22 protein-coding genes and 1 tRNA gene are annotated in these 24,406 nt (G+C 37.4%); 11 read left to right on the forward strand and 12 right to left on the reverse strand.

Annotated features, from left to right (window positions below; translation table 11 throughout):
• Positions 1-51 precede the first annotated feature (51 nt).
• Positions 52-432: a hypothetical protein gene (locus H6607_09725; protein MCB9262640.1), complete on the reverse strand. Its 381-nt coding sequence runs from the start codon at positions 430-432 to the stop codon at positions 52-54.
• 40 nt (positions 433-472) lie between these two features.
• Between H6607_09725 and H6607_09730 the strand changes: the two genes are divergently transcribed.
• The 3 genes from H6607_09730 (at position 473) to H6607_09740 (ending at position 2,653) form a co-directional block, all read left to right on the forward strand.
• A complete protein-coding gene (locus H6607_09730) occupies positions 473-634 on the forward strand; it encodes a hypothetical protein (GenBank protein ID MCB9262641.1) in 162 nt (53 codons plus the stop codon).
• A gap of 91 nt (positions 635-725) precedes the next feature.
• A complete protein-coding gene (locus H6607_09735; protein MCB9262642.1) occupies positions 726-1,034 on the forward strand; it encodes a hypothetical protein in 309 nt (102 codons plus the stop codon).
• Between the two features lie 59 nt (positions 1,035-1,093).
• The gene (locus tag H6607_09740) at positions 1,094-2,653 is read left to right on the forward strand and encodes a SulP family inorganic anion transporter (protein MCB9262643.1); all 1,560 of its coding nucleotides are present in this window, start codon (positions 1,094-1,096) and stop codon (positions 2,651-2,653) included.
• On the opposite strand, the gene H6607_09745 is transcribed toward H6607_09740, so the two are convergent.
• The 9 genes from H6607_09745 to dnaB all read right to left on the reverse strand — a co-directional run bounded on the left by H6607_09745 (position 2,650) and on the right by dnaB (position 10,108).
• Complete coding sequence (locus H6607_09745; protein ID MCB9262644.1) at positions 2,650-3,324, reverse strand: hypothetical protein; 675 nt, start codon at positions 3,322-3,324, stop codon at positions 2,650-2,652. The genes H6607_09740 and H6607_09745 overlap by 4 nt on opposite strands.
• A gap of 30 nt (positions 3,325-3,354) precedes the next feature.
• Complete coding sequence (locus H6607_09750; protein ID MCB9262645.1) at positions 3,355-3,564, reverse strand: DUF2892 domain-containing protein; 210 nt, start codon at positions 3,562-3,564, stop codon at positions 3,355-3,357.
• An 83-nt stretch (positions 3,565-3,647) separates the two neighbouring features.
• Positions 3,648-4,340 carry a lycopene cyclase domain-containing protein gene (locus tag H6607_09755; protein ID MCB9262646.1) on the reverse strand — a complete coding sequence of 231 codons (693 nt, stop codon included), beginning with the start codon at positions 4,338-4,340 and terminating at the stop codon, positions 3,648-3,650.
• Complete coding sequence (locus H6607_09760; GenBank protein MCB9262647.1) at positions 4,340-4,750, reverse strand: sterol desaturase family protein; 411 nt, start codon at positions 4,748-4,750, stop codon at positions 4,340-4,342. The genes H6607_09755 and H6607_09760 overlap by 1 nt, the downstream gene beginning before the upstream one ends.
• Positions 4,751-4,787: 37 nt before the next feature.
• The gene (locus H6607_09765) at positions 4,788-5,291 is read right to left on the reverse strand and encodes a hypothetical protein (protein ID MCB9262648.1); all 504 of its coding nucleotides are present in this window, start codon (positions 5,289-5,291) and stop codon (positions 4,788-4,790) included.
• Complete coding sequence (locus H6607_09770; protein ID MCB9262649.1) at positions 5,288-6,124, reverse strand: phytoene/squalene synthase family protein; 837 nt, start codon at positions 6,122-6,124, stop codon at positions 5,288-5,290. The genes H6607_09765 and H6607_09770 overlap by 4 nt, the downstream gene beginning before the upstream one ends.
• Positions 6,111-7,592, reverse strand: coding sequence for a phytoene desaturase (gene crtI / locus H6607_09775; protein ID MCB9262650.1), 1,482 nt, complete (start codon positions 7,590-7,592; stop codon positions 6,111-6,113). Before crtI ends, H6607_09770 begins: the two co-directional genes overlap by 14 nt.
• Before the next feature lie 48 nt (positions 7,593-7,640).
• Positions 7,641-8,534, reverse strand: coding sequence for a MerR family transcriptional regulator (locus H6607_09780; protein ID MCB9262651.1), 894 nt, complete (start codon positions 8,532-8,534; stop codon positions 7,641-7,643).
• Positions 8,535-8,599: 65 nt separating this feature from the next.
• Positions 8,600-10,108: a replicative DNA helicase gene (dnaB, locus tag H6607_09785; GenBank protein ID MCB9262652.1), complete on the reverse strand. Its 1,509-nt coding sequence runs from the start codon at positions 10,106-10,108 to the stop codon at positions 8,600-8,602.
• A gap of 321 nt (positions 10,109-10,429) precedes the next feature.
• On the opposite strand from dnaB, the gene H6607_09790 reads away from it, so the two are divergent.
• The gene (locus tag H6607_09790; GenBank protein MCB9262653.1) at positions 10,430-12,946 is read left to right on the forward strand and encodes an ATP-dependent Clp protease ATP-binding subunit; all 2,517 of its coding nucleotides are present in this window, start codon (positions 10,430-10,432) and stop codon (positions 12,944-12,946) included.
• A gap of 3 nt (positions 12,947-12,949) precedes the next feature.
• Here the strand turns inward: H6607_09790 and H6607_09795 are convergent, their stop codons facing one another.
• Positions 12,950-13,501: a DUF5606 domain-containing protein gene (locus H6607_09795; GenBank protein ID MCB9262654.1), complete on the reverse strand. Its 552-nt coding sequence runs from the start codon at positions 13,499-13,501 to the stop codon at positions 12,950-12,952.
• Between the two features lie 271 nt (positions 13,502-13,772).
• Here H6607_09795 and H6607_09800 point away from each other — a divergent pair.
• A tRNA-Arg gene (locus H6607_09800) sits at positions 13,773-13,846 on the forward strand.
• 33 nt (positions 13,847-13,879) lie between these two features.
• Here H6607_09800 and H6607_09805 read toward each other — a convergent pair.
• Positions 13,880-15,259: an FAD-binding oxidoreductase gene (locus H6607_09805; protein MCB9262655.1), complete on the reverse strand. Its 1,380-nt coding sequence runs from the start codon at positions 15,257-15,259 to the stop codon at positions 13,880-13,882.
• 130 nt (positions 15,260-15,389) lie between these two features.
• On the opposite strand from H6607_09805, the gene H6607_09810 reads away from it, so the two are divergent.
• The 6 genes from H6607_09810 (at position 15,390) to H6607_09835 (ending at position 24,397) form a co-directional block, all read left to right on the forward strand.
• Complete coding sequence (locus H6607_09810; GenBank protein MCB9262656.1) at positions 15,390-17,576, forward strand: S9 family peptidase; 2,187 nt, start codon at positions 15,390-15,392, stop codon at positions 17,574-17,576.
• Positions 17,577-17,662: 86 nt separating this feature from the next.
• A complete protein-coding gene (locus H6607_09815; protein MCB9262657.1) occupies positions 17,663-19,171 on the forward strand; it encodes a peptide MFS transporter in 1,509 nt (502 codons plus the stop codon).
• A 4-nt stretch (positions 19,172-19,175) separates the two neighbouring features.
• Positions 19,176-20,831 carry a peptide MFS transporter gene (locus H6607_09820; protein MCB9262658.1) on the forward strand — a complete coding sequence of 552 codons (1,656 nt, stop codon included), beginning with the start codon at positions 19,176-19,178 and terminating at the stop codon, positions 20,829-20,831.
• 9 nt (positions 20,832-20,840) lie between these two features.
• Complete coding sequence (locus H6607_09825) at positions 20,841-22,403, forward strand: peptide MFS transporter (protein MCB9262659.1); 1,563 nt, start codon at positions 20,841-20,843, stop codon at positions 22,401-22,403.
• A gap of 192 nt (positions 22,404-22,595) precedes the next feature.
• On the forward strand, positions 22,596-23,117 hold the full coding sequence (locus H6607_09830) for an ArsR family transcriptional regulator (GenBank protein MCB9262660.1): 522 nt from the start codon (positions 22,596-22,598) through the stop codon (positions 23,115-23,117).
• Positions 23,114-24,397, forward strand: coding sequence for a nucleotide sugar dehydrogenase (locus tag H6607_09835; protein MCB9262661.1), 1,284 nt, complete (start codon positions 23,114-23,116; stop codon positions 24,395-24,397). The genes H6607_09830 and H6607_09835 overlap by 4 nt, the downstream gene beginning before the upstream one ends.
• Positions 24,398-24,406 lie beyond the last annotated feature (9 nt).

The following is a 24,406-nucleotide window of genomic DNA, read 5'->3' on the forward strand; positions in this document are numbered from 1 at the left end:
CAACTAATTGTTGAGGCAATGCCAGAAAGAAAGCCAAAAGCTCAGTAAAAGTTAGACCACCCGCGGGGGCTGCCAAACGTTATTGAAAACATCAGCAGAAAACATTTTGGGTTCATAGTCCATTCTTTTTTTGTTACCTCCCCTTTCAGAACCCATAGCAAACGGAGGTTGATTGTGGGTGGAAAAAGAAATAGCTATATGAAACGAGTGGCCGCAAAAAGGCAGTTCGTCATGATCGGCAGGATGCTCGTTCTCATGATTTTCTTTGTTTAGATAATGCTTGGTTAAAAAATCGAGAATGGAGGAATCGTTGTCTAACAAGGCATGCTCTTGATAATGATTAATCAAAGCCGGAAGTCGAAAAATTTCGGAAAACGATGTACTTCCAAAAAGCACAACAAAAAGTAGCGTCAATCCAAACAATCGTTTCACGGTGCGAAATTAATTAAACTTGAATTTAAATTTGCCCACAATGAGTAAAAAGAAAAATACTGCAAATCATACAGTTACAGCGGTTGTCGGGTTAATTTTAATCGTAATGATAATGTATGTTCTTAAACAGAGTAGCTCTAAACAAACACCAGAAAAACAGCCGATAGAGGTAGAATTTGAAATAGATAGCTCTGGTGTATAAAGTTGCGTTTCAGTTTAAATAGAATGGATACTTTTAGCGAACATCCAAACAAATTCAAAATTAAATTCGTTGTTTTGCACAAACATCTTCATTGAAAAAAGGCAACTTACATATCTTACTCTCGTGCATATCTATTATATGTCTGTTTTCTTCCATGCGTGTCAACTCCTTTTTTAAATGGGAAGAAAACCTTTACATTTATGAAACCGACAGCGAAACTGAAACAGAGAAAGATGGTAAAATTAAATTTAACGAGAATGAGTCTGAGTATGCTATTCAGATTTATTTTGATGCCTTTTTTTTTGACAAAACAGAGCAAACTTGGAAAAACACAGAACCCAAATTGAGTTACAATTCTTGTATTCTAAACGTTAACACTCCCCCTCCCGAATTTTATTAATTTCTACGAAAGCCAAGTATTTCCCATTTATTGTAGTAATTAAAAAATTAAAATTCGACATGAATCAACGATTCAATTTTAGCTATTTCGGCAAAGATTTTTCAGCCGGATTAGTTGTTTTTTTGGTGGCTTTGCCACTTTGTTTAGGTATAGCCCACGCCTCAGATGCCCCACCTATGGCTGGCATTATTTCGGGGGTAATCGGCGGAATTGTGGTTGGTGCCATTAGCGGAAGCAATTTGGGTGTGAGTGGCCCTGCGGCAGGGCTAGCTTCAATTATAGGCACGGCCATTAAAGATTTGGGTGCATTCGAAATATTCTTGGTGGCCGTTGTTGTGGCCGGAATAATCCAGATTATTTTGGGGGTAATTGGTGCCGGAAAAATTGCCTATTATTTTCCATCTTCGGTAATAAAAGGAATGCTCGCCGCCATTGGAATCATCATTATTTTAAAAGAGATTCCGCACCTTTTTGGTATAGATAAAGACCCGGTTGGTGAATCATCTTTTGACCAACCAGACGGCGAAAACACATTTACCGAACTTTTAAATCTTGACCACATGATTCTTGGTGCGGTGATTATTGGCCTTTCCTGTTTTGCTGTTTTGCTTATTTGGGAAACAAAATATATAAAAAAGAGAAAAATATTGGCCAACATTCCGGCACCACTTTTGGCCGTTTTGGTTGGTTTTTTTATGAACAAATTTTTTCCTCCCCATTTGGCACTTGGTTCTGAACACATGGTTCAGCTTCCCGTTTTTTCGGCTTCCGATGGAGCTTCGAGTATCTTAACCTTTCCAAAATTTTCTGCCATAACCAATTGGGAAGTTTTAAAAATCGGAATCGTGATAGCCGTAGTTGCCAGCCTTGAAACACTTCTTTGTGTAGAAGCCACAGATAGGCTCGACCCCAAAAAGAACATAACACCAACCAACAGAGAACTTATTGCACAAGGCACAGGCAATGTGGTGTCGGGATTAATTGGAGGCCTGCCTGTAACTCAGGTAATTGTTCGGAGTTCGGCAAATATTAATGCCGGAGGACAGACCAAAATTTCGGCAATAGTCCATGGCATTTTATTGATGGCTTGCGTGCTGTTTATTCCAAATATACTGAATTCTATACCAGAGGCGGCATTGGCTGCCATACTGATTGTGGTTGGTTACAAACTGGCAAAACCTACACTTTTTAAGAAAATGTTTGTGGAAGGACAAGATCAGTTTATCCCTTTCATTGTAACTGTTGCAGCCATATATTTTACAGATTTGTTGGTTGGAGTTTCTATCGGTTTGTTGGTAGGAATTATCTATGTGATTTATACCAATTTCAAATCAACAATTAAAGCAGAAAAGAGCGGAAACCACACTATTGTTGATTTTAAGAAAGATGTTTTCTTTTACAATCGTGCGGAGCTGATGAAAATTTTCAGTGGTTTAAAAGCGGGCGATGAGTTGACACTTGACGGCCAAAACGTTGACTTTATAGACCACGATATTTTCTTAGCTATTGAGGATTTTGTAAATGATTCAGTGGGAAAGAACATCAAGGTAAATGTGATTGACATAAACCGAAAAAAGATAACTTTTATGAGCGGTGTAGAACATCATAAGCAACTCTAATTGACTTTTAAAGCCAAACCAACCATGAAATTAAATTGAGAATTAAACGCATAGGTTAAGAAATTATCGCAGTCGGCATCTTCACAATTGGGTTGCGGAGAATAGAAAAAACTCAATCGCAGCTCGGCAAAGGCCGATAAAAATTCGGTTTTAAAAAATTTGTGCTGATATCTAAATAAAAACTGGGTTTGAAATGCCCATGCTTCCTCTTTTTTATATCTATTTAACAGTGGGTCAAATACCTTTTCTTCTCTTGTAAAACGGTCAACACCAATGCCTAATCCCGCATAGAATCGGTGCTTTTCTATTTCCTTCATTCTTACGACAGAAACAAAAAAGTCCGACTTTTTATAACGTATGGAATAATCGCTGTTTACCGTTGAATCGTTTCCAACACATATAGGTTGTCCAAAACCGATGTATTCAAAAGAATCGCAGTAATAAAAATCTTTATTTCCATAAACTGTTTTGGGTTGCGATAATCCATAACCCAACCCCAAAACCCATTTGTCGTTAAGCTGAAAATCAAAGCCAAGCTCCAACTTAGAAAGTGACTTCAATTGCGGTTCACGAAGTTTTTCAACCCCATATTTCCCTAAAAATGAGACTTGTGCAGTTGAATGCAAGCCAATCAGGACAAAAAATCCCAAAAGCAAAAAATTTGATTTCATGGCATTATTTGTGGCAGAAATTTACCTTTCTTACTTTCCTTTTTTAGAGCAAGTATTGATGCCAAAAGGTAAATACAACGGGCAAAAGCTGATAACGGAGGTTGCCAAAAATACTACGGCAAACAACCCCAAAACCCACGCCCATGTGCCATGAACTTGTTTTGTGATGATTAAAAGTGCAAATAGTATTGCGGCCATTATTCTGATTAGTTTATCGGTAAAACCCATATTGTTTTTCATACATTCAAATTTTTATTGAGCAAAGCAACACAAAAAGTTTAATAATCAATACACCAAATCAATCATTTTTTTTAACCAATAGCTCAACCTGTTTTTGCCTGTTTGTTTAATTTTTCATAAATGTAAACACTGGTTAAAAGCATCGAAAAACTGTAAAAAGCATCTTCTAATGGTATGGTTACCAATCGGATACCTAAAATATGTGATTCATTATAACAAACTACTGGCTGGCTGCTGAACATTCCGGTCAAAGCTCCATTAATAAAGAAAAATGGAAGCAAGCTGATGGCGTACATCATTAGAAAATGATTTAAAAAAGTTGGCCTAAAAAGCACCAAAAGAATGATAAATAATCCTGCCAAAAGAAAAGAAGACATGGTGTAGTATCGTTCAGAATTCTTAATACCTACCAAAATAAGAATGCCTGCAACTAAAACTAAAAATACCAATAATGCAAGTGTGCTCCCTTTTTGTGGAAACCAATAATGCTTTAAAATTTCGTAGATAAAGATACATGAAAAGGGTATTAGTAGAAAAAAAAGCCACTCTTCGATGGGCAAGTTTAAAAATTGGATTCCGCAGCAATATTTTGCCCCAAACCACCAGATATGCTGTTTTGTAAAAAATACATCCCACGGTATAAAAAGCAGCATCATACCGGCATTTGCCATCAAAACTAATGGCCATTTTTTATAAAATTTAAGTTTTTTATTGAAGCTGTAGAGCAGTGGCCCTGTAAGGGTTATGGCCAGCAAAATGAAATAATAAAACCTCATTAACGGCCTCTTTCTTTGAAATATTTAAGAGGCACCAACAGCATTCCAAAACATTCGCCATGCTCTTTGCCCAAGTGTTTATGGTGCATTTTATGAGCCCGCCGTATAGCCCTAAAATAAAAGTTGTTGGAGTTGCGGAGCCATTTGAATCGTTGATGAATAAACACATCATGAACCAAAAAATAACACAATCCATACAATGAAATGCCGATGGCAACGGGATAAAATACCTTAATGTGATAGAAGGTTCCACCAGCAAAAAGTAGCATGGCCGGAATGGCAAAAATCAAAAAAAACGAGTCATTTTTTTCAAAAAAACCACTGTTGGTGTGCGTATGATGGTCTTCATGCAGATTCCATAAAAATCCGTGCATAACAAATTTGTGCATAAACCAGGCAACAAATTCCATCAGAAAAAATGTAAGTATTGCTATTAGAATCATCAGACTATTTTAATGAGTTTAACAATGTTGAAAGACGACTTTTTTGGGAGCTTGAAATATGGCTTGTATTCATAACATTGGTTGTCAACTTTTTTTTCCAATCCAAAGGCATAGAAGCCGAAGGCATTTTGGCTATAAAAAAATCGATGTCAGAAGCAATGTTTCCGTCATAGTTTAGAATAGAAGGAATATTTAATTGCACCATTAATCTGCAATATCTCGACTCCACTTGCTGCTGACTTTGCTTAATTGATTTCTCAATTAAATCTTTGCCTTCGTTGAAATAAGAGAGTTTCGTTGACGGCCAAGTGGCATATTCAGCCATCATGGCACGCCCTAATCCTGCGTATGCCATCGTTATAGCATCCGATGCATTTTTGTTTGATTCATAAAATGATTTTAGGCCATTTTCGGTATGCATAGAGGCATGAAAAGTGGAGCGAACATCGGTGCCACTTGTGAAAGCCAAAAGGAAAGGTAAAATAAGCATTAGAAATTTCGCCTTCATAACAAATTGAGCTTTATGTTTATATAGGAACGCATCATCAAAGCCATTTTCACATAGTCATTTACTCGAATGCGGCTTTGAAGAATCTTTGAGTGATGCGTTCGTTTTAGCTTTTTCAGCAATTGTTTATAGTAGCGATACGCAGTATAAACGCCAAATCTGGCCGTTTCTGGCAATCGGATAATTCCATCAAAAGCTTGTTCAAAATCCATTTCAATTTCTTTCATTATTTCATTCATCGAATTTTCATTCAAGTTTCCGAAATCAATGTTCGGAAAATAACTTCTGTTCAAAATATCTGTATCGGATTTCAAATCTCTTAAAAAATTAACTTTTTGAAAAGCAGAGCCCAATTTCATGGCGGATGGTTTTAACCTTTGGTATAAATCTTCATCGCCATTTACAAAAACTTTGAGGCACATAAGCCCAACCACATCGGCAGAGCCATAGATATATTCTTCATATTCTTTTTTTGAAAGGTAATTGCTTTTATACAAATCCATCCGCATGCTTTTTAGAAAAGATTCAACCAACTCCACATCTATCGAATACTTTTTTAATGTTGAAATAAACGCTTGCACTACCGGATTTACGCTTATCCCATGTTCAACAGCATAATAAAAATCCGACTCAAAGTGGTTCAACAAAAATTCTTTATCGTATTCGTGAAACGTATCTACAATCTCATCTGCCACCCGAACAAATCCATAAATATTATATATATCTTGCCGAATGGATGAATGAAGCATTTTTACTGCCGAGGCAAATGATGTACTATAAACATTTGTTATGGCTCTACTCGTTTGTTCAGAAATCGAATTATATAGTTGCATAGTTACTTTTCTTATGGGTTTTAATAATCTCGTTTGAGGCAATTTTTCCGCTTATTAAGGCCGGAGGAACACCCGGTCCGGGAACCGTTAACTGACCAGTAAAAAATAAATTTTCAACCATTTTGCTTTTGATTTTGGGGCGTAAAAAGGCAGTTTGTTTTAGTGTATTTGCCAAGCCGTAGGCGTTGCCAAAGGCTGCGTTGTAGTCTTGCTTAAAATCGTTTATACAATAACTCCTTTGAAAAAGTATAGAATCTTTCAAATTTTGTTTAGTATGCAGTTCTATTCTGTTCAATATTTGTTCGAAATACCGTTCTCTCATTTCTGGCGTATCGTCAATTTTTGTGGCAATAGGTATTAGAAAAAACCCAAGTTCTTTGCCCATGGGAGCAACCGAAGTGTCCGTTAAACTGGGAAAACTGGCGTAAAAAAGGGGTTTTGAAGGCCACTTGGGGTTATCATAAATTTCTGCCGAATGGATCTCAAAATTGGCATCAAAGAAAAGATTGTGGTGTTCGAGGTTTTGCAGTTTTTTATCAAATCCCACATAATAAACCAATGCCGATGGAGCAAAAGTTAAACCTCTCCAATATTCATCTGAATAATATCGGTATTGCTTTTCTAATAGCTGTTCCGTATGTCGGTAGTCAGCTCCGCTTAAAACATAATCCGACTCATAAAAAAATCCGTTGGAAACAATTCCAATTGTTTTGTTGGCAATAACCTTGATACTCTCAACAGAGGCGTTCGTATGAAATTTGACACCATTATTTTCGGCGATAGCGACCATGGCTTTCACTATTTCATACATACCACCCATAGGATACCATGTGCCGAGCACCATATCAGCATAGTTCATAAGGTTGTAGAAAGATGGGGTGTTTGCCGGTTTTGCCCCCAAAAAAAGAACCGGAAATTCAAGAATCTGCCGCAATCTTTCATCTTTAAATTGCTTTCTAACATCTGCACCAACGGTTTTTACAAATTCTTGAAGTTTCAACGCTGTTTCTTTGGTTACCAGCTCAAAAGGAGATTTTCCGGGCTTGTAAACCAAAGATTGCATCGACACATGGTAGTTTTCTTTGCACCGCTCTAAAAAGGAATGCAGTTTTGCCGATGCACCCTTTTCTATTGATTCAAATAGATTAAGAATCTCTTGATAATTGGCTGGTAAACTAACGTTGGGTTTATCCTCAAAAAACACCCGATAGGATGGATTAAGGCGAACAAGCTCATAAAAATGGACAGCTTTGTGGCCGAAGTCCCCAAAAAAACGTTCAAAAATATCGGGCATCCAATACCAACTTGGCCCCATATCAAAGGTAAAACCTTCGTGTTTCCACAGTTTGGCCCGACCTCCTAATTGGTCATTCTTTTCAAATACGCTTACATCAAAACCCGCCTGAGATAGATAACAAGCAGCCGACAATGAGGCAAAACCGGAACCAATGATATTAACTTTTCGCATTTTGTTTAAGCAAAACTAATTTTAGTTAAACAAAATTGCAAGCGGAAATTATATTTTGTTGATAATTTCTAAAATTTCGTTAAACAAAATAATTTTTGGAGAGATTGATGTCTCAAAAGTTTTAACTTTTCGGCCTGAAACCCATAAACTATGATTCGAGTTAACCAAAACTTCTTTATCAAACTCCGTTAAGTAAGAATTCAACTCTACCGGTTCAACCGTAAAATGAGATACAAAAGTTATTTTGTTAAACAATTTTGATATGTGGACTATATCCTGCATTGGCACACTTTGGCCTAAAAAAATGGATCTATATCCTTTTACCGATGCCTCGTAATGTATGTAAAGCAGTGCCAATTCGTGCATTTCGCCATCAGGCAAAAAGTTAACATAAACGTTATCAACTCCGTTTTGGGGCTGCAAAAACTGAACTCTTTCAATATTGATGTGTAATTTTTGCTTAACTAAATTCGAGATAAAATGCTCATGAGCAGGTGTTATGTTTTGACTTTGCCATTCTAATCCCACCCGATGCAAAAAAGGAATAAGTATGTCGAGAAAGATTTGACGAAAAGAAAAACCGGCCAACAATTGGCTGTAGGTTTGCTCAAAAATGCTCTGATTAAAGGTAACCATGGCCATTTTGAACTTGTTAATGTAATGCTCGATTCCACTTGAATTTGAGGTCTCAGAAATAACCTTACTTCCCAATTCGTTTGCCTTTAATTCAGAAATTCTTGAAATTTTATATCCGATTTCGTTTAAAGCCGCAACATTTAGGAGCTTTTGAAGAGCCTCAATGTCATATGTCCTTATATTTCCTTCGGTTCTTGAAGGAGATAAAAGATTGTATCTTTTCTCCCAAATGCGAATAGTATGAGCTTTTACCCCAGAAAGGTTTTCTAAGTCATTAATAGTAAAGAAGTTTTGAATTTTGTTCAACTTAAATAAGTTTTAAATGAACAAATGTATAAAAAATATTTTTATGGGGCTAATTCAATAAGATTTTAAAAATCAAAGTCGTCTTCGTCTGGAGCAATATTGGTAATATCGTCATTGAGTTTGCTCCCAATGGTCACACTTCCCATACCACTATCATCGTCCGCATCGTCAAAATATTCAACATCCACAAACTTTGCAAATTCATGTTTAAATCGAATTCTACATTTTCCGGTGCTTCCATGTCGATGTTTGGCAATAATAAAATCGGCTAACCCTGTCAAATCATTCCCTTCGGCATCTTGAGTAAAACCATAATAATCGGCACGATATAAAAAGCCTACCAAGTCGGCATCCTGCTCAATAGAACCGGACTCCCGAAGGTCGGATAGAATAGGGATTTTATCCTGCCGCTGTTCTACCGCACGACTTAATTGTGCCAATGCTATTACCGGAATATCCAATTCTTTGGCCAACGATTTTAAAGACCTCGATATATAGCTTATTTCCTGCTCCCGATTTCCTTTTGAATTGCTTTCGTCGGCACGCATGAGTTGCAAGTAGTCAATAATAATCATTTCAATGCCCTTATTCGATTTTAGTCGTCGGGCTTTTGCTCTTAAATCGAAAATGCTTAACTGTGGAGTGTCATCAATATAAATAGGTGCATCACTCAAATTTTGAACTCTGGCGTTGAGTTGTTCCCACTCATAGTCGGCCAATTTGCCACTTCTAAACTTTTCACCGGGCAGTTCTGTTTCGCCCGAAATCAGACGGGTTACCAATTGCAAAGAGGACATTTCTAATGAGAAAATTGCTACTGGTTTTTTGTGTTCTACGGCTGCATTTCTGGCAATGCTAAGCACAAATGCCGTTTTACCCATACCCGGTCTTCCGGCCAAAATAAGCAAATCTGAGCGTTGCCAACCATTGGTTATTCTGTCAATGCTTGTAAAACCGGAGGGTATTCCTGTAAGGCCACTCCCCTGTTCTTTCATGGCCTCAATTTGCTTTATAGCTTTATGAATTAGGTCATCAATCGAGTCATAATTTTTCTTAATGGTATCATTTTTAATGGCATACAATTTTTTTTCGGCATCATCCAATAGTTGAAAAGCATCCGAGGTAACTTCAAAAGCATCCTTACTTATCTGAGCAGATATGCGAATTAGTTCACGCTGAATATATTTTTCAAGAAGAATTTTGGCATGAAACTCCAAATTGGCCGAAGAGGCAACCTTGTTAGTTAGCTGAGTAATATAATATGCACCACCCGAAGCCTCGAGTTCAGCATTTTTACGCAAATTTTCAGTAACCGTTAACAAGTCAACAGGTTCTCCCTCGTCAAATAAACGCTTGATAGCCCCAAAAATAAGTTGGTGCGAATCGTGGTAAAAAACCTGAGGAATAAGAACATCCAACACCCTCATTGGAGCATTTTTTTCTAAAAGCATAGCTCCCAAAACCGCTTCTTCCAACTCCAATGCCTGAGGCGGTTTTCGCCCCAAACTTGTTTCGTCAGAAACAGTTAACCCTTTTTTATCCAATTTTGTCCTACTATCGTTTCTAAAAGCCATTGTTTTTTTACAACGCACGAAATTATAAATCTTAAAAATTAAAGGGAGATAAAAGTTTTACCGCAATCTTGATGGCTGTTAATAAATCCTTAATAACTTATCTATTTATTAAATAATTGGCTGAAAATGAGACACCCAATTTCCACAAAATTTTAATTTTTGCGACATAAAGGCGGCTAAAAAGTTGATATTTTGCCTATGCCCGACAAATTGACACATCCAATTTATTGGTCAAATTTTTGTGATGTTAAGTTTGCAGATGCAGGACAATCCAAAATGCCTTTATATTTGTTCAGTAGATTGATACGTTAAAAACTTTGTATGGAAGCAAAATTTTCGCCAAGAGTAAAAGAAGTAATTCAGTTTAGCCGAGAAGAGGCCATAAGGCTTGGACACGGTTATATAGGCACCGAGCATTTACTATTGGGAATTATTCGGGAGGGAGAAGGAAAAGCACTTCTGCACCTAAAAAGCATGGGAATAGATTTGTTAAGATTAAAAAAATCGATAGAAGACAGCATCAAAGAAACTGCGTCAAAAAGTGGCAATCTTGGCAATATTCCTTTAACCAAACAAGCAGAAAAGGCTCTGAAAATCACTTATTTAGAGGCAAAAATTTTTAAAGCAGACATTATTGGTACCGAACATTTATTGCTTTCTATTTTGAGAGAAGAGGATAACATTGCAAGCTCTATATTGCATCAGTACGGCGTGGATTACGACATTTTTAAATCAGCAGTAGAAAATATTACCCCAAGCATAAAATCGGATATGTCCACCGATTCTCCTGAGGATTTTTACCAGGAAGAAAAACGAAGTTCGGATGCCAAACGAACATCTGCCTCAAAAAGCAAAACACCTGTGTTGGACAATTTTGGCCGTGACCTAACAAAACTTGCAGAACAAGATAAACTCGACCCCATTGTGGGCAGAGAAAAAGAAATAGAACGGGTAAGTCAGATTTTAAGCAGAAGAAAGAAAAACAACCCCGTATTGATTGGAGAACCTGGCGTAGGTAAAACGGCGATTGCTGAGGGTTTGGCTCTTAGAATTGTTCAACGAAAAGTATCGAGAGTGCTTTTTAACAAAAGGGTGGTTACGCTGGATTTGGCCTCTTTGGTGGCTGGCACGAAATATCGAGGCCAGTTTGAAGAACGAATGAAAGCAGTGATGAACGAGCTTGAAAAATCGAAAGATGTTATTTTGTTTATTGATGAAATTCACACCATTGTGGGTGCGGGTGGTGCCTCTGGCAGCTTAGATGCCAGCAACATGTTTAAGCCTGCTTTAGCCCGTGGCGAAGTGCAGTGTGTTGGAGCAACCACCTTGGACGAGTATCGACAATACATAGAAAAAGATGGAGCGTTAGAGCGAAGATTTCAACCAGTAATCGTTGAGCCTACAACTCCAGAGGAAACGATTCAGATATTAAAAAATATCAAAGAAAAATATGAAGATCACCACTCCGTAACTTACACAGATGAAGCCATTGAGGCAGCTGTAAAACTGAGCGTTCGGTACATTACAGACAGACATCTACCAGATAAGGCCATAGACATTTTGGATGAGGTTGGAGCTCGTGTACATCTTTCAAACATTCATGTGCCGAAAGATATTTTGGAACTCGAAGAAAAGATAGAGGAAATAAAAGAAGAAAAAAACAGAGTTGTAAAAAGTCAACGATATGAAGAAGCTGCCAAGTTGAGAGACAAAGAAAAAACATTGCTTGAGCAACTTGAAATAGCCAAAGCTACATGGGAAGAGGATACGAAAAACCAACGTTATACTGTATCGGAAGATGACGTTTCAGAAGTAGTAGCCATGATAACGGGTGTTCCAACCAAAAGAATTGCTCAAAGCGAAGGAACAAAACTTCTCAATATGAGCGAGGACTTGAAGAAGGCAGTAATTGGGCAAGACGATGCAATTGTGAAATTGTCGAAAGCCATTCAACGTACGCGTGCTGGACTTAAGGACCCCAACAAACCTATCGGATCCTTTATTTTCCTCGGTTCTACAGGTGTCGGAAAAACAGAAATGGCAAAGGCATTAGCCAAGTATTTGTTTGACAATAAAGATGCACTCATTCGTATAGATATGAGTGAATACATGGAAAAATTTGCCGTGAGCCGCTTGGTTGGAGCTCCTCCTGGATACGTGGGCTACGAAGAAGGCGGCTTGTTAACCGAAAAAGTTAGACGCAAGCCTTATTCGGTGGTTCTTTTCGACGAAATCGAAAAAGCACACCCCGATGTATTTAACATGATGCTTCAAATTTTGGATGAAGGCTTTTTGACCGATAGTTTGGGAAGAAAGATTGATTTCAGAAATACGATTATCATCATGACATCAAACATCGGCTCTCGTCAGCTCAAAGATTTTGGCACCGGAATGGGTTTTAGTACCGGAGCTAAAATTGATGCCATTGCCAAAGAATCGAAAGGCGTTATTGAGAATGCATTGAAGAAATTTTTCTCTCCCGAATTCTTAAATAGAATCGATGATGTGATCGTATTCAACAATTTAAACAAAGAACACATTGCCGAAATACTCGAATTGAACGTATTGAAATTGGTGAGTAGAATTGAAAGTGTTGGATTTAATATTAAACTTACAAAAGCCGCTCGCGAATTTTTGGCCGAAAAAGGATACGACAAAGATTTTGGTGCCAGACCTTTGAATAGGGCTATACAAAAATATCTGGAAGATCCCTTGGCTGAAGAAATTTTAAAACAAGAAATTCAAGATGGGGATACCATAAAAGTTGATTTAGACAAATCAACTGAATCACTAAAATTTACAATTAGTAAAAAAGCAACCGCGAAAAATGAGGAGTAAATCCTAACTCATTTTCCGTTGGGTAACCTTTGGGGCTTTTGCCGGAGCAGCTTTGGTGGCTGTTTTCTTCACAGCAGCTGATTTTGCCGTTTTAGGTTTTGATTTTTTTACAGACTTTTCATCATCGGCCTTTGTCTCTTCGGCCTTTCCTTCGGTTTCCTCCGAAACTTTTTGAAAATCGATATGCTCTTTTAAGGTTTCATACCAATTGCAGATTTTCACAATATCTGATGTGTAAACTTGTTCTTCATCAAAATTTGGAAGTATTTTTCTAAAGAAATCTCTAATTACCTCTCCACCATCTTTTTTGGTTACCAATTCTAAACCACCTTTTACTTTTTCGTCGAGCGATTTAAGCACCTCTCTCAAAGGCACGTCTTCATCCGTTGTATAAATGGCAATATCATCCAAAATAGAAACTTTGCTGGTTAAAGAAGTTGGACTTCTTTTCTTTTTATCATCAATCGATTCCACAATCAATCCATTTTGTCTTTTGCCTACAATTTGATGTAAGCCAGGTTTTCCACCGATAGATACAACGTCTTTTAATTCCATTTTGTAAAATTATGCCGCGAAAATACAAGAAATATGAATTTACAAATAGTTTGTTGATTTGACCAAACCAATTCGATGACGGTAAAATTACAATTGTCATTTTTTTTACTTCCAAAAATAAAATTAAGAATATTGGGTTATTTGAATGGGTAAATTTGAATTAATTGGTTAGTTAATTGGAATGGGAGGCCGGAGCAATCCGGCCTTTTTTGTTTTTATCAATTAACCGATTTTCAATAAATGTAAAACTTTATATTTGCAGCCCTCAAAAGCACTCGTAGTTCAACTGGATAGAATATCGGATTTCGGCTCCGAGGGTTAGGGGTTCGAATCCTCTCGAGTGCACAAAAAAGGCCGCATCTGCGGCCTTTTTTTATTTCAAAAAATCTTTCCCGGATTCATTATCCCATTGGGGTCGAAGGCTTGTTTTATGGATTTCATCAAACCGATATGGGTCTCGGAAAACAGTTCGTTCATATATTTTTTTTGAACATAACCAATGCCGTGTTCACCGCTTATTGTGCCACCATATTTTTTGCAGAGCTGAAAAATCTCCCGAATACCACGTTCCAAATGCCTGCCATTCCATTGCTCATCGGTTAAGTCATTCTTCAAAATATTTACATGCAAATTGCCATCTCCGGCATGGCCATAGCATACTGACTCAAACCCATACCTCACTCCTATTTCTTTTACTCCGGCCATTAAATCCGCTAAGTGACTGCGTTTCACCACCGTGTCTTCCTCCTTATATACCGAATGATTTTTCACCACCTCACCAATGCTTCTTCGTATTTTCCACCAATGCTCCTTTTGGTCGGCACTGTCGGCAAATAACACCTCTGTGATTCCAAATCCTGAAAGAATTTCTCCAATTTGCCCGCAATCTGTTAAGAGTTTTTCCATATCATCGCCGTCAACTTCTATCAAAAGAGAGGCCTCAAACTCCGTGCTTATTGGGTTTGATAAACCCAACTGATTGCAAGCTAAATCAATTCCCTTTCTTTCCATTAGCTCCAAACCTGACGGAACAACACCCGAAAGCATTATTTGTGAAACTGCGTTGCATGCAGTTGTCGCTTTTGAAACGTTGGCCCACAATAACAAGTTGTGTTTAGGCTTTGCCACCAACCGCAAAACAGCTTTTGTTACCACTCCAAGAGTTCCCTCACTGCCAATAAATATATGAGTTAGACTATACCCAGTGGAGTTTTTGAGCGTATTTGAACCCGTCCAAATAATTTCGCCATTGGGCAAAACCACTTCTAAATTCAGCACATAATCTCTTGTAACTCCATATTTTACGGCTTTCGGGCCACCGCTGTTGTGGGCAATGTTCCCACCAATAAAACAAGAACCCTTGCTGGCCGGGTCGGGCGGGTAAAACAACCCTTTTTCCTCTACTGCATTACGCAAAACCTCGTTAATAACGCCACATTCCACCGTTACCTGCATATTGGCTTCGTCCATCTCTAAAATTTTGTTGAAATGCTCCATAGACAGCAAAATGCCTTTATTTATAGGCAACGCAGCCCCACTCAAACCTGTTCCTGCTCCGCGTGGGGTTACCACAATTTTATGCTGGTTACAATATTTCAATAGTTCCGAAACCTGCTCTACTGACATAGGTTTTACTACCACATCCGGTTCAAAAACGAAATCTTCCGTCATGTCTCTACCGTATTTTTGTTTGGTTTCCGAATCGGCAAAAACTTGATTCGAACCAACAATTTGCGTTAAATCTTCAATCAAATTCATAATCGATACGAAAGTAAGAAAACACCTCTCGGCATTTTATCCAAAGTTTCTCACATTTATCCGAATCTACCAATGATAAAGTTTGTTTCTACAATCAAATTATTAATATTGAACGCAAAAGATTAAAAGAATGAAGAAGAGTATATCCTTTTTTATAGCATTAATGGTCATTTTTCAAGCGTTCTCGCAAGAAAAAAAGCCAATAGCTCTTAATGATATTTGGGCTTCGGGAGTATTTTACCCAAAAATGATTAGCGGTTTTGTTAACCTAAAAGATGGAAAAACATATTGCAAGATTGAGCAATCAGCCGAAGGAAATACGGAAGTGGTGCAATACAATTACGAAACCGGAGCAAAAACAAGTGTTTTGATTGATGGAAAAGCAATAGCCGCCGCAAATGGTTTGGGAAAATTTGCTTTTGGTTCGTTTAATTTGTCGGAAGATGAAACTAAAGCCTTAATTCCATTAGAGACCGAGGGCATTTACCGACATTCAACACAATCTATCTTTTATGTTTGGGATAAAACAACGAACCGATTATCGAAGGTTTCAGACAAAAAAATCATGTATGCCACCTTTAATCCACAAGCGAATAAAGTGGCCTATGTGTTGGATAATAATTTATATGTCAAGGATTTAGTCAAAAATAAAACGAAGCAATTAACAACTGATGGTGCAAAAAATAGCATTATTAACGGTGCTGTTGATTGGGTGTATGAAGAAGAGTTTAGCATGAGTCGAGGTTTTGAGTGGAATGCCGATGGAACCATGATTGCCTACTATCGGTTTGACGAAAGCCGTGTAAAAGAATGGGATATGACCATTTATGGAAGTCTATATCCAGAACATGACCGATTCAAATATCCAAAAGCCGGCGAACAAAATTCGGTGGTGGATGTATATATAACCAACCTTAAAAACAAGGGTAAAAAAATAGAACTTGGTTCGGAAAATGACCAATATTTGCCCCGAATTAAATGGACCAAAAACCCAAATAAATTGAGCGTTCAACGTCTGAACAGACATCAAAACCATTGGGAATTATTAATGGTGGATGCCAAATCAAGAAGTGTGTCTGTAAGCCTTGACGAAACGGACAATTATTACATCGACATAAACGACGATTTGATATTTCTAAATGATAATGAGCACTTTATCATAAAAAGCGAACGAAGTGGATACTGGCATTTGTACATGCACAAATTGGACGGCCCTGAAGTTTTTACTATCACAAAAGGAAATTGGGAAGTTGAAAGTTTGTTGGGAGTTGATGAAAAAAATGGAAAAGTTTACTACACTTCAACCGAAGTTAGTCCGCTGGAACGGCATATATATGTGGTTGATTTTGACGGCAAAAACAAGAAAAAACTTACCACCGAAAAAGGCACTCATACCGGAGTATTTACCACCGACTTTTCGTTGTTTTTTCACACCTATAATTCGGCCTCAACACCGTTTCAATACTCTATAAAAAACAGCAACGGCGAATTGGTAAGAATGTTAGAAGACAATGCAAAACACAGAGAATTGCTGAATTCTTATAATATTTCTCCCCTTGTTTTTGAACAAATAAAACTTGAAAACGGCGTTTCGCTAAACTCCTATACCATTAAACCAAATGATTTTGACCCGAATAAAAAATATCCTTTGTTGATGTTTGTTTACGGAGGCCCTGGTTCTCAACAAGTGCAAGACCAATGGCTTTGGAGCAACTATTTTTATCATCAAATGTTGGCCAACCAATATGGCTATATCATTGCCTGCGTTGACAATCGTGGAACTGGAGCTCGGGGAGCAGAGTTTAAAAAAATGACGTATAAGCAATTGGGAAAATATGAGACCGAAGATCAAATAGCAGCCGCAAAATTTTTTGGCAATATGTCTTATATCGACGAAAGTAGAATTGGCATTTGGGGGTGGAGTTTTGGCGGATACATGAGCAGTTTGTGCATTACAAAAGGTGCAGATGTGTTTAAAACAGCCATTGCCGTAGCCCCAGTTACCAATTGGCGATATTACGACAACGTATATACAGAGCGTTTTATGCAAACGCCCCAAGAAAATGCCTCGGGATACGACGAAAACTCTCCCATCAATTTTGTGGATAATCTGAAAGGAAATTATTTAATCATACATGGAACTGCTGATGATAACGTACATTTTCAGAACTCAGCGGAAATGGTAAATAAAATGATTATGAAAAATATTCCATTCGATTCGGAATACTATCCCAATAAAAACCATGGAATCAGCGGTGGTTATACCCGTTTGCACCTATATACACGAATGACAAATTATATATTAGAAAAACTGTAAGAATTTGTTTTTCAGTTAAAAAATCTATTTTTACCGAAATTAAAAAACAGAAATTTATGAGTAAAGATGTAATAATAGACAGTAATATGTCTGCTCCAAAATCGGGTCATCCAAAAGGGCTGTATTTCCTATTTTTCACAGAAATGTGGGAGCGTTTTAGCTATTATGGAATGCGGGCAATTTTCATATTGTTCATGACTAAAATTCTTTTGATAAACGATCAAGAGGCATCGCAAATTTATGGTAGCTACACTGGACTCGTTTACTTAACACCGTTGCTTGGAGGGTATTTGTGTGATAAGTTTTTGGGCAACAGAAGAAGTATTGTAATTGGAGGTTTACTCATGGCCTTAGGCCAATTTTTTATGTTTTTAAGTGCCAGTGCGGGTAGCGATGGGATTGCACTCATGTGGATGGGATTGACGGCACTTATAATTGGAAACGGCTTTTTTAAACCAAATATCTCAACTATGGTCGGGCAGCTTTACCCAAAAGATGACCGCAGAATTGATAGTGCATTCACCATTTTTTATATGGGAATCAATATTGGGGCTTTTTTCTCACCTCTGGTTTGTAGTTCATTTTCAGAATACAAATGGGGTTTCCTAGCGGCTTGCATTGGAATGCTTATTGGCCTAGTAACTTTTGTTCTTTACCAAAAGAAATATCTTATTTCTGAAGAAGGAAATGAAATTGGTCTTTCCGTGAAAAAGATGGATTTGCAGAGTATTTTACTCACCGTTGGTTCAATTGCCATAGTTTTCTTTATGCTTAACTTCAAACAATGGTTTAACTCTGATACCGACATTATTAGCTATTTCATTTACGGCTCCATGATTGCCGTACCTGCATTAATTTTAAGTGACAAAAGTCTTACCAAAGCCGAAATGAATAGGATTATTGTAATTTTTGTTTTGGCATTTTTCGTAATATTCTTTTGGGGAGCATTTGAACAAGCAGGAGCCTCACTGACTCTTTTTGCCGACCGTCAGACTGACAGAACAATAGGAGATTGGACAATGCCCGCCGAATATTTTCAAGCAATAAACCCATTGGCAGTTATAAGTTTAGCTCCGTTATTTACCATTTTGTGGGGTGTACTTCATAAAAGAGGAAAAGAACCTTCCTCTCCGACCAAAATGGCATGGGGTCTTGCTCTTATTGCTGTGGGCTATGCGGTTATTGCAATTGCAGTTAAAGGTCTTGGAATGGGCGAGAAAGTGAGTATGTGGTGGTTAGTTGGTCTATACGTTATACATACAATGGGCGAATTATGCCTTTCTCCAATAGGTTTGTCCATGGTATCTAAACTTGCTCCATTAAGATTATCTTCTTTGTTAATGGGCACATGGTTTTTAGCTAACGCTGCAGCTAACAAATTTGCGGGTACTTTAAGCTCACTCATCCCACCAACAAATGTAGATGCATCAGCAGTAACCGAATATCCCTCTTTTTTAGGAATGGAAATAACCAATCTTTATCAGTTTTTCATGCTATTTATTATAATGACGGGCACAGCTGCAGGAATTTTATTTTTCCTTAGTAGATGGCTTCAAAAAATGATGAATACCGCCGAAACCGCACCAAATTCTTAAGGATATGAAAAAGCATCCAAAGGCTTTACCCTTTCTTTTCCTATCCGAAATGTGGGAAAGATTTGGGTTCTATCTTATGCTCGGAATTTTTACACTTTATCTCAAAGATGTAAAACAGGGCTTTGCAATGACCGAAAAAGAATCGGCAGATTTATATGGTACTTTTATAGCACTTGTATATTTAACGCCCTTTATTGGTGGTATGCTGGCCGATCGCTATTTTGGTTACTCAAAATCCATCATGTTTGGCGGTGTCTTAATGGGTATTGGCTATATTCTTATGAGTGTTCATAGCTTGCCTATTTTGTATTTGGCTATGACCTTGGTTATTATTGGTAATGGATTTTTCAAACCAAATATTTCAACCTTATTGGGAAATGTTTATAATCAAGAAAAGTATATTCAGAAAAAAGATGAAGGCTATAATATTTTCTATATGGGCATTAATATTGGAGCTTTTATTTGCAATTTTTTTGGTGCCGTATTATACACACTTATTGGATGGAATGCCGCATTTATTGCAGCTGGAATAGGAATGTTTGTGGGAGTTGTTATTTTTTATATTGGCACAAAACATTTCAAAGGGTTTGATGAAAAAAAGGGCATTCAGGAAGGAGATTTTCCATTTTCAAAAATTGCACTTTATATCCTACTCCCCTCTTTGGCGTTTGGAGTAATAGGCTGGTTTATAAACGGAGTAGCCAGTGCCACAAACACCACAAGTTCAATATTTGGCACGGATAGCACAGATGCATTTATTTTTGCCAGCATTCCCATCGTGTTTTTTTATGGTCGGCTTTATTTTACGGCAAATTCAATTGATAAAAGACCAATTGGTGCATTATTGACCATTTTTTCTGTTGTAATTTTATTTTGGGCTGTTTTCAAGTTAAACGGTTCAGCTTTAAACACTTGGGCCGATAGATATACCGACCGTCAATTAACCGGAAATACAGAAAAAGTGTTCAATTCGCTTCAATTAGCCCAAAATATGGAGTATAAACAAGATTCTGTAGTTAAATATGATGAGTATTTTAGAATTCAAAAAAACAATGGTGTGCCATTAAAAGAATTTAATTATCCGGTATATTTTAGAAATGTAGAACCAGCCAAACTCCCCACAGAAGGAAGCACAGTTACTGTTTGGGCCACAAACTTAAGTCAGTCGATAAATCCTGGTTGGGTAATTTTGCTTACACCTCTTGTGGTTGCATTTTTTACTTTTTTAAGAAGAAAGAAAAAAGAACCAAGCACTCCAATGAAAATTGCATTGGGTTTGTTGTTATCGGCCTTATCTGTATTAATAATGGTTGCCGCGGTTAAAGCTGGGCATAATGGACAGTTTAAAGTAAGTGTTTGGTGGTTGATTTGCAACTATGGAGTTATCACAATTGGTGAACTTTTTCTAAGTCCAATGGGTCTTTCGCTTGTATCAAAACTTAGTCCTGCCAAAATTACAGGTCTAATGATGGGTGGGTGGTTTTTGGCTACGGCAATTGGGAATAAATTGAGTGGTGTGCTCGCAAGTATGTGGGATAAATACGAGGACAAATCTAATTTCTTCCTTGTAAATTTTCTGCTCTTGATTATAGCAACTTCCATTATGTTTTCATTGGTAAAACGACTAAATAAAGTAATGGTTGAGAAAGGAATTAGTTAAAATTAAATAATGAGTACAAATAACGAAAAGTCATTTGCCAATGGAGATCCATTGGATTCTGATATAATAAAGGGCAATTACGATGCTGAACTCGCTATAATTCAAAACTTTGAAGGAAAATACCCAAAACAGTTGTGGTATTTGTTTTTCTCTGAAATGTGGGAGCGGTTTTGCTTTTATGGCATGCGTGGCATGCTCACTTTTTTTATGGTTTATCGAATGGGCATGGAAAAGGAGGCCGCAAATCTTCAATATGGGGCTACTCAGGCATGGGTTTATGCCTTTACCTTTATTGGAGGAATGTTTGCCGACAAAATTCTGGGATTCAAAAAATCATTGTTTTGGGGAGGTATTCTTATGATAACCGGAAGTGTTATTTTAACCATCAACCCAAGTGCATGGTTTTTTCTTGGAATTAGTTTCCTGATAGTTGGAACCGGATTTTTCAAACCTAACATTTCATCGATGGTTGGGCAACTCTATAAAGACGGCGATAACAGAAGAGACGCGGGATTCTCCCTATTTTATTCAGGCATAAATATGGGTGCTTTTTTGGGTGGCATCTTAATGATTGGTATCGGAAAAGGAACAATTTTATCATCGGTCGTACCTGAAAATTTGAGATGGAACGTAGCCTTTGCTTTGGTTGCAGTTGCCATGCTTATCAGCTTGTTGATATTTACCTTCACAAGAAACCATTTGGGATCAATTGGCAACACTCCAATTGATTATGACAAAAATCCGAACCAAAAATGGTATATGTATGCTGTTTATATTGGTGCTTTGGCTTGCGTGCCAATTATTGTTAAAATGGTATCAAATACCGTTTACACAGATTATTTCATGTATTTCATTGGCCCTTTCAGTCTAGCCTATTTGATTTTTGAAATGACCAAATTAGATAGAGCGGCTAATCTAAAATTGGTTGCGGCTTTGGTATTTATAGTATTCTCATCATTGTTTTGGGCAATTTTTGAACAGGCTGGTGGCTCTCTAAGTCTTTATGCAGCCGAACATTTGGACAAAGGAACATTAGGTGCCGACCCCAATATGGTAAACAACTCCGCCAATTCGCTCTTTGTTATTGTTTTCGCTCCTCTTGTTGGGCTGCTTTGGTTGTGGGCAAACAAAAAGAAAATCGAACCCAATAGTGTTGTAAAATTTGGAATAGGTTTTTTAATGTTGGCGGCAGGTTTCTATATTTTTGGTGTAAACAAAATGTTTGCCAATCAGGGAATTGCTCCACAAGATATTTTCATCTTAGGGTGGTTGGTAATCACGTTTGGCGAGATTGCACTTTCGCCAATTGGATTGTCGTTAATGACCAAATTAGCTACTCCAAGACTTCAAGGCTTTATGATGGGCATGTGGTTTTTGGCAAGTGCCTACGGTCAATACATTGCCGGACTTTTCGGTGCGGCTATTTCGCCAGATAAAAATGCCTCAGCAATTGAAAAATTGGAAGTTTATTCCAGCGGATATACCCAATTCGCGATGTATGCTTTGATTGCTGGCATAGTTATCATTGTAATCTCTCCGATGGTAAGAAAACTCATGGGCGATGTAAAATAACCCGACTAAAAAATATTTTAAAAGCCACCTTAAAAGGGTGGCTTTTTTTCTCCTTTTTTTATGTTCAACACTTGTGAAAAAAAATGTAATAAACTGTTTTTCATAAAATTAACTTGTCATACTTTTGCGAGTAGAAATCTTACTCATGTCAAATATATGTGACTGAGGTGGCGAAGCTGTGTAAAATAACCAATGCTCGATTCGTTAATTACATCAAAAACTCGAATTAAATTGCTCTATAAGTTATTCTTAAATCCTGATAGCAGCGGGCATTTACGCGGGTTGGCCAATGAATTTGGAGAGAGTACAAATTCGATTAGAACAGAGCTAAATCGTATGGTTGATTTTGGGTTGTTGGTATCTGTTGATTCTGGTATGAGAAAAGAATATAGAGCCAATAAGAACCATCCATTATATGGTGACATAAACAACATTCTTTTAAAAACTTCCGGAATTGAAGATTTGATTGAGTCCATTTCAAAGATGAGTGGAGATGTTGACCAAGTCGTGTTAGATCAAAAAATGGAATCTATTAATGAAAAGGGAGTACTGATAAATTTAAAAATAATTGGACAAGGGGTAAACAAAGATTTTGTAACTCAAGTTACCAAGAAACTTAATAACAACATGAAATCAAACCAACTTTCTATTTCTTTTTTGTCAAAAGATGATAAGGTTAATCAAGGGCTAATTCTTTGGTCGAAGGAAATATGAGAGACTATAAAATATGTATTATTGGTTTGGGTTATGTAGGGCTTCCTTTAGCTGTGGAGTTCGGAAAAAAGTACGCCGTTTTGGGATTTGACATCAATCAAGAAAGAATTTCTGAACTTATGGCCGGTAAAGACCATACCCTTGAAATGGACGAGCATGAATTGAAATCGGTTTTAAAAACCAATAACGATGGCTCAAAAGGGTTGTTCTGCACTTCCAATAAAGAAGAACTTAGAGAAAATACCGTCTATATTGTAACCGTCCCCACTCCTATTGATAATTTTAAAAAGCCTGATTTAACTCCTTTGGAAAAATCAAGTGAAACTATTTCGCAATACCTTAAAAAAGGGGATATTGTCATTTACGAATCAACCACATTCCCGGGATGTACGGAAGAAATATGTGTGCCCATTTTAGAGAAAGGCAGTGGTCTAAAATTTAACCAAGATTTTTTCTGCGGCTACTCTCCAGAGAGAATTAATCCAGGAGACAAGGTAAATACCTTAACCAAAATATTAAAAATTACATCAGGTTCAACTCCTGAAATTGCCGAACAGGTTGACCAATTATACAATACCATTTTAGAAAAAGGAACCCACAAAGCTCCCTCTATGAAAGTGGCAGAGGCCGCCAAAGTAGTAGAAAATTGTCAGCGAGATTTAAACATTTCTTTTGTTAATGAGTTAGCTCTTATCTGTGACAAAGTGGGCATTGACACCAATGATGTGATAGATGCCGCGGGCACAAAATGGAACTTTTTGAAATACAAACCCGGGTTAGTTGGCGGACATTGCATTGGTGTTGACCCATACTATTTGGTTCACAAAGCAGAGCAATTGGGCTATTATCCTGAGGTAATTTTGTCTGGCAGAAGAGTAAATGAGCACATTGGGGCTTTTGTGGCCAATAAAGTGATTAAATTGATGATTGGGAAAAATATTCCAATCAAAAATTCAGACATGCTGGTTTTGGGAATTACTTTTAAAGAAAATTGCCCAGATATTCGCAATTCCCGTGTCATTGACATTGTTACAGAACTTGAGGGATTTGGTGGCAACGTTACTGTATATGACCCCTGGGCAGATGCCAAAGAAGTAAAACATGAATACGGCATTGATATTGTCAATTCTTTACCCCAAAAAAAATATAGAGCCATTATTCTCGCGGTTTCGCACACTGAGTTTTTGAACCTAAACTTCAAATCAATCCTTGAAAGTGAGTCCATCCTTTTCGATGTAAAATCCATATTGGATAAATCGGAGGTGGATGGACGATTATAATCACAATTA

The sequence above is a fragment of the Flavobacteriales bacterium genome, assembly GCA_020635395.1.
Classification (GTDB): Bacteria; Bacteroidota; Bacteroidia; order NS11-12g; family UBA9320; genus UBA987.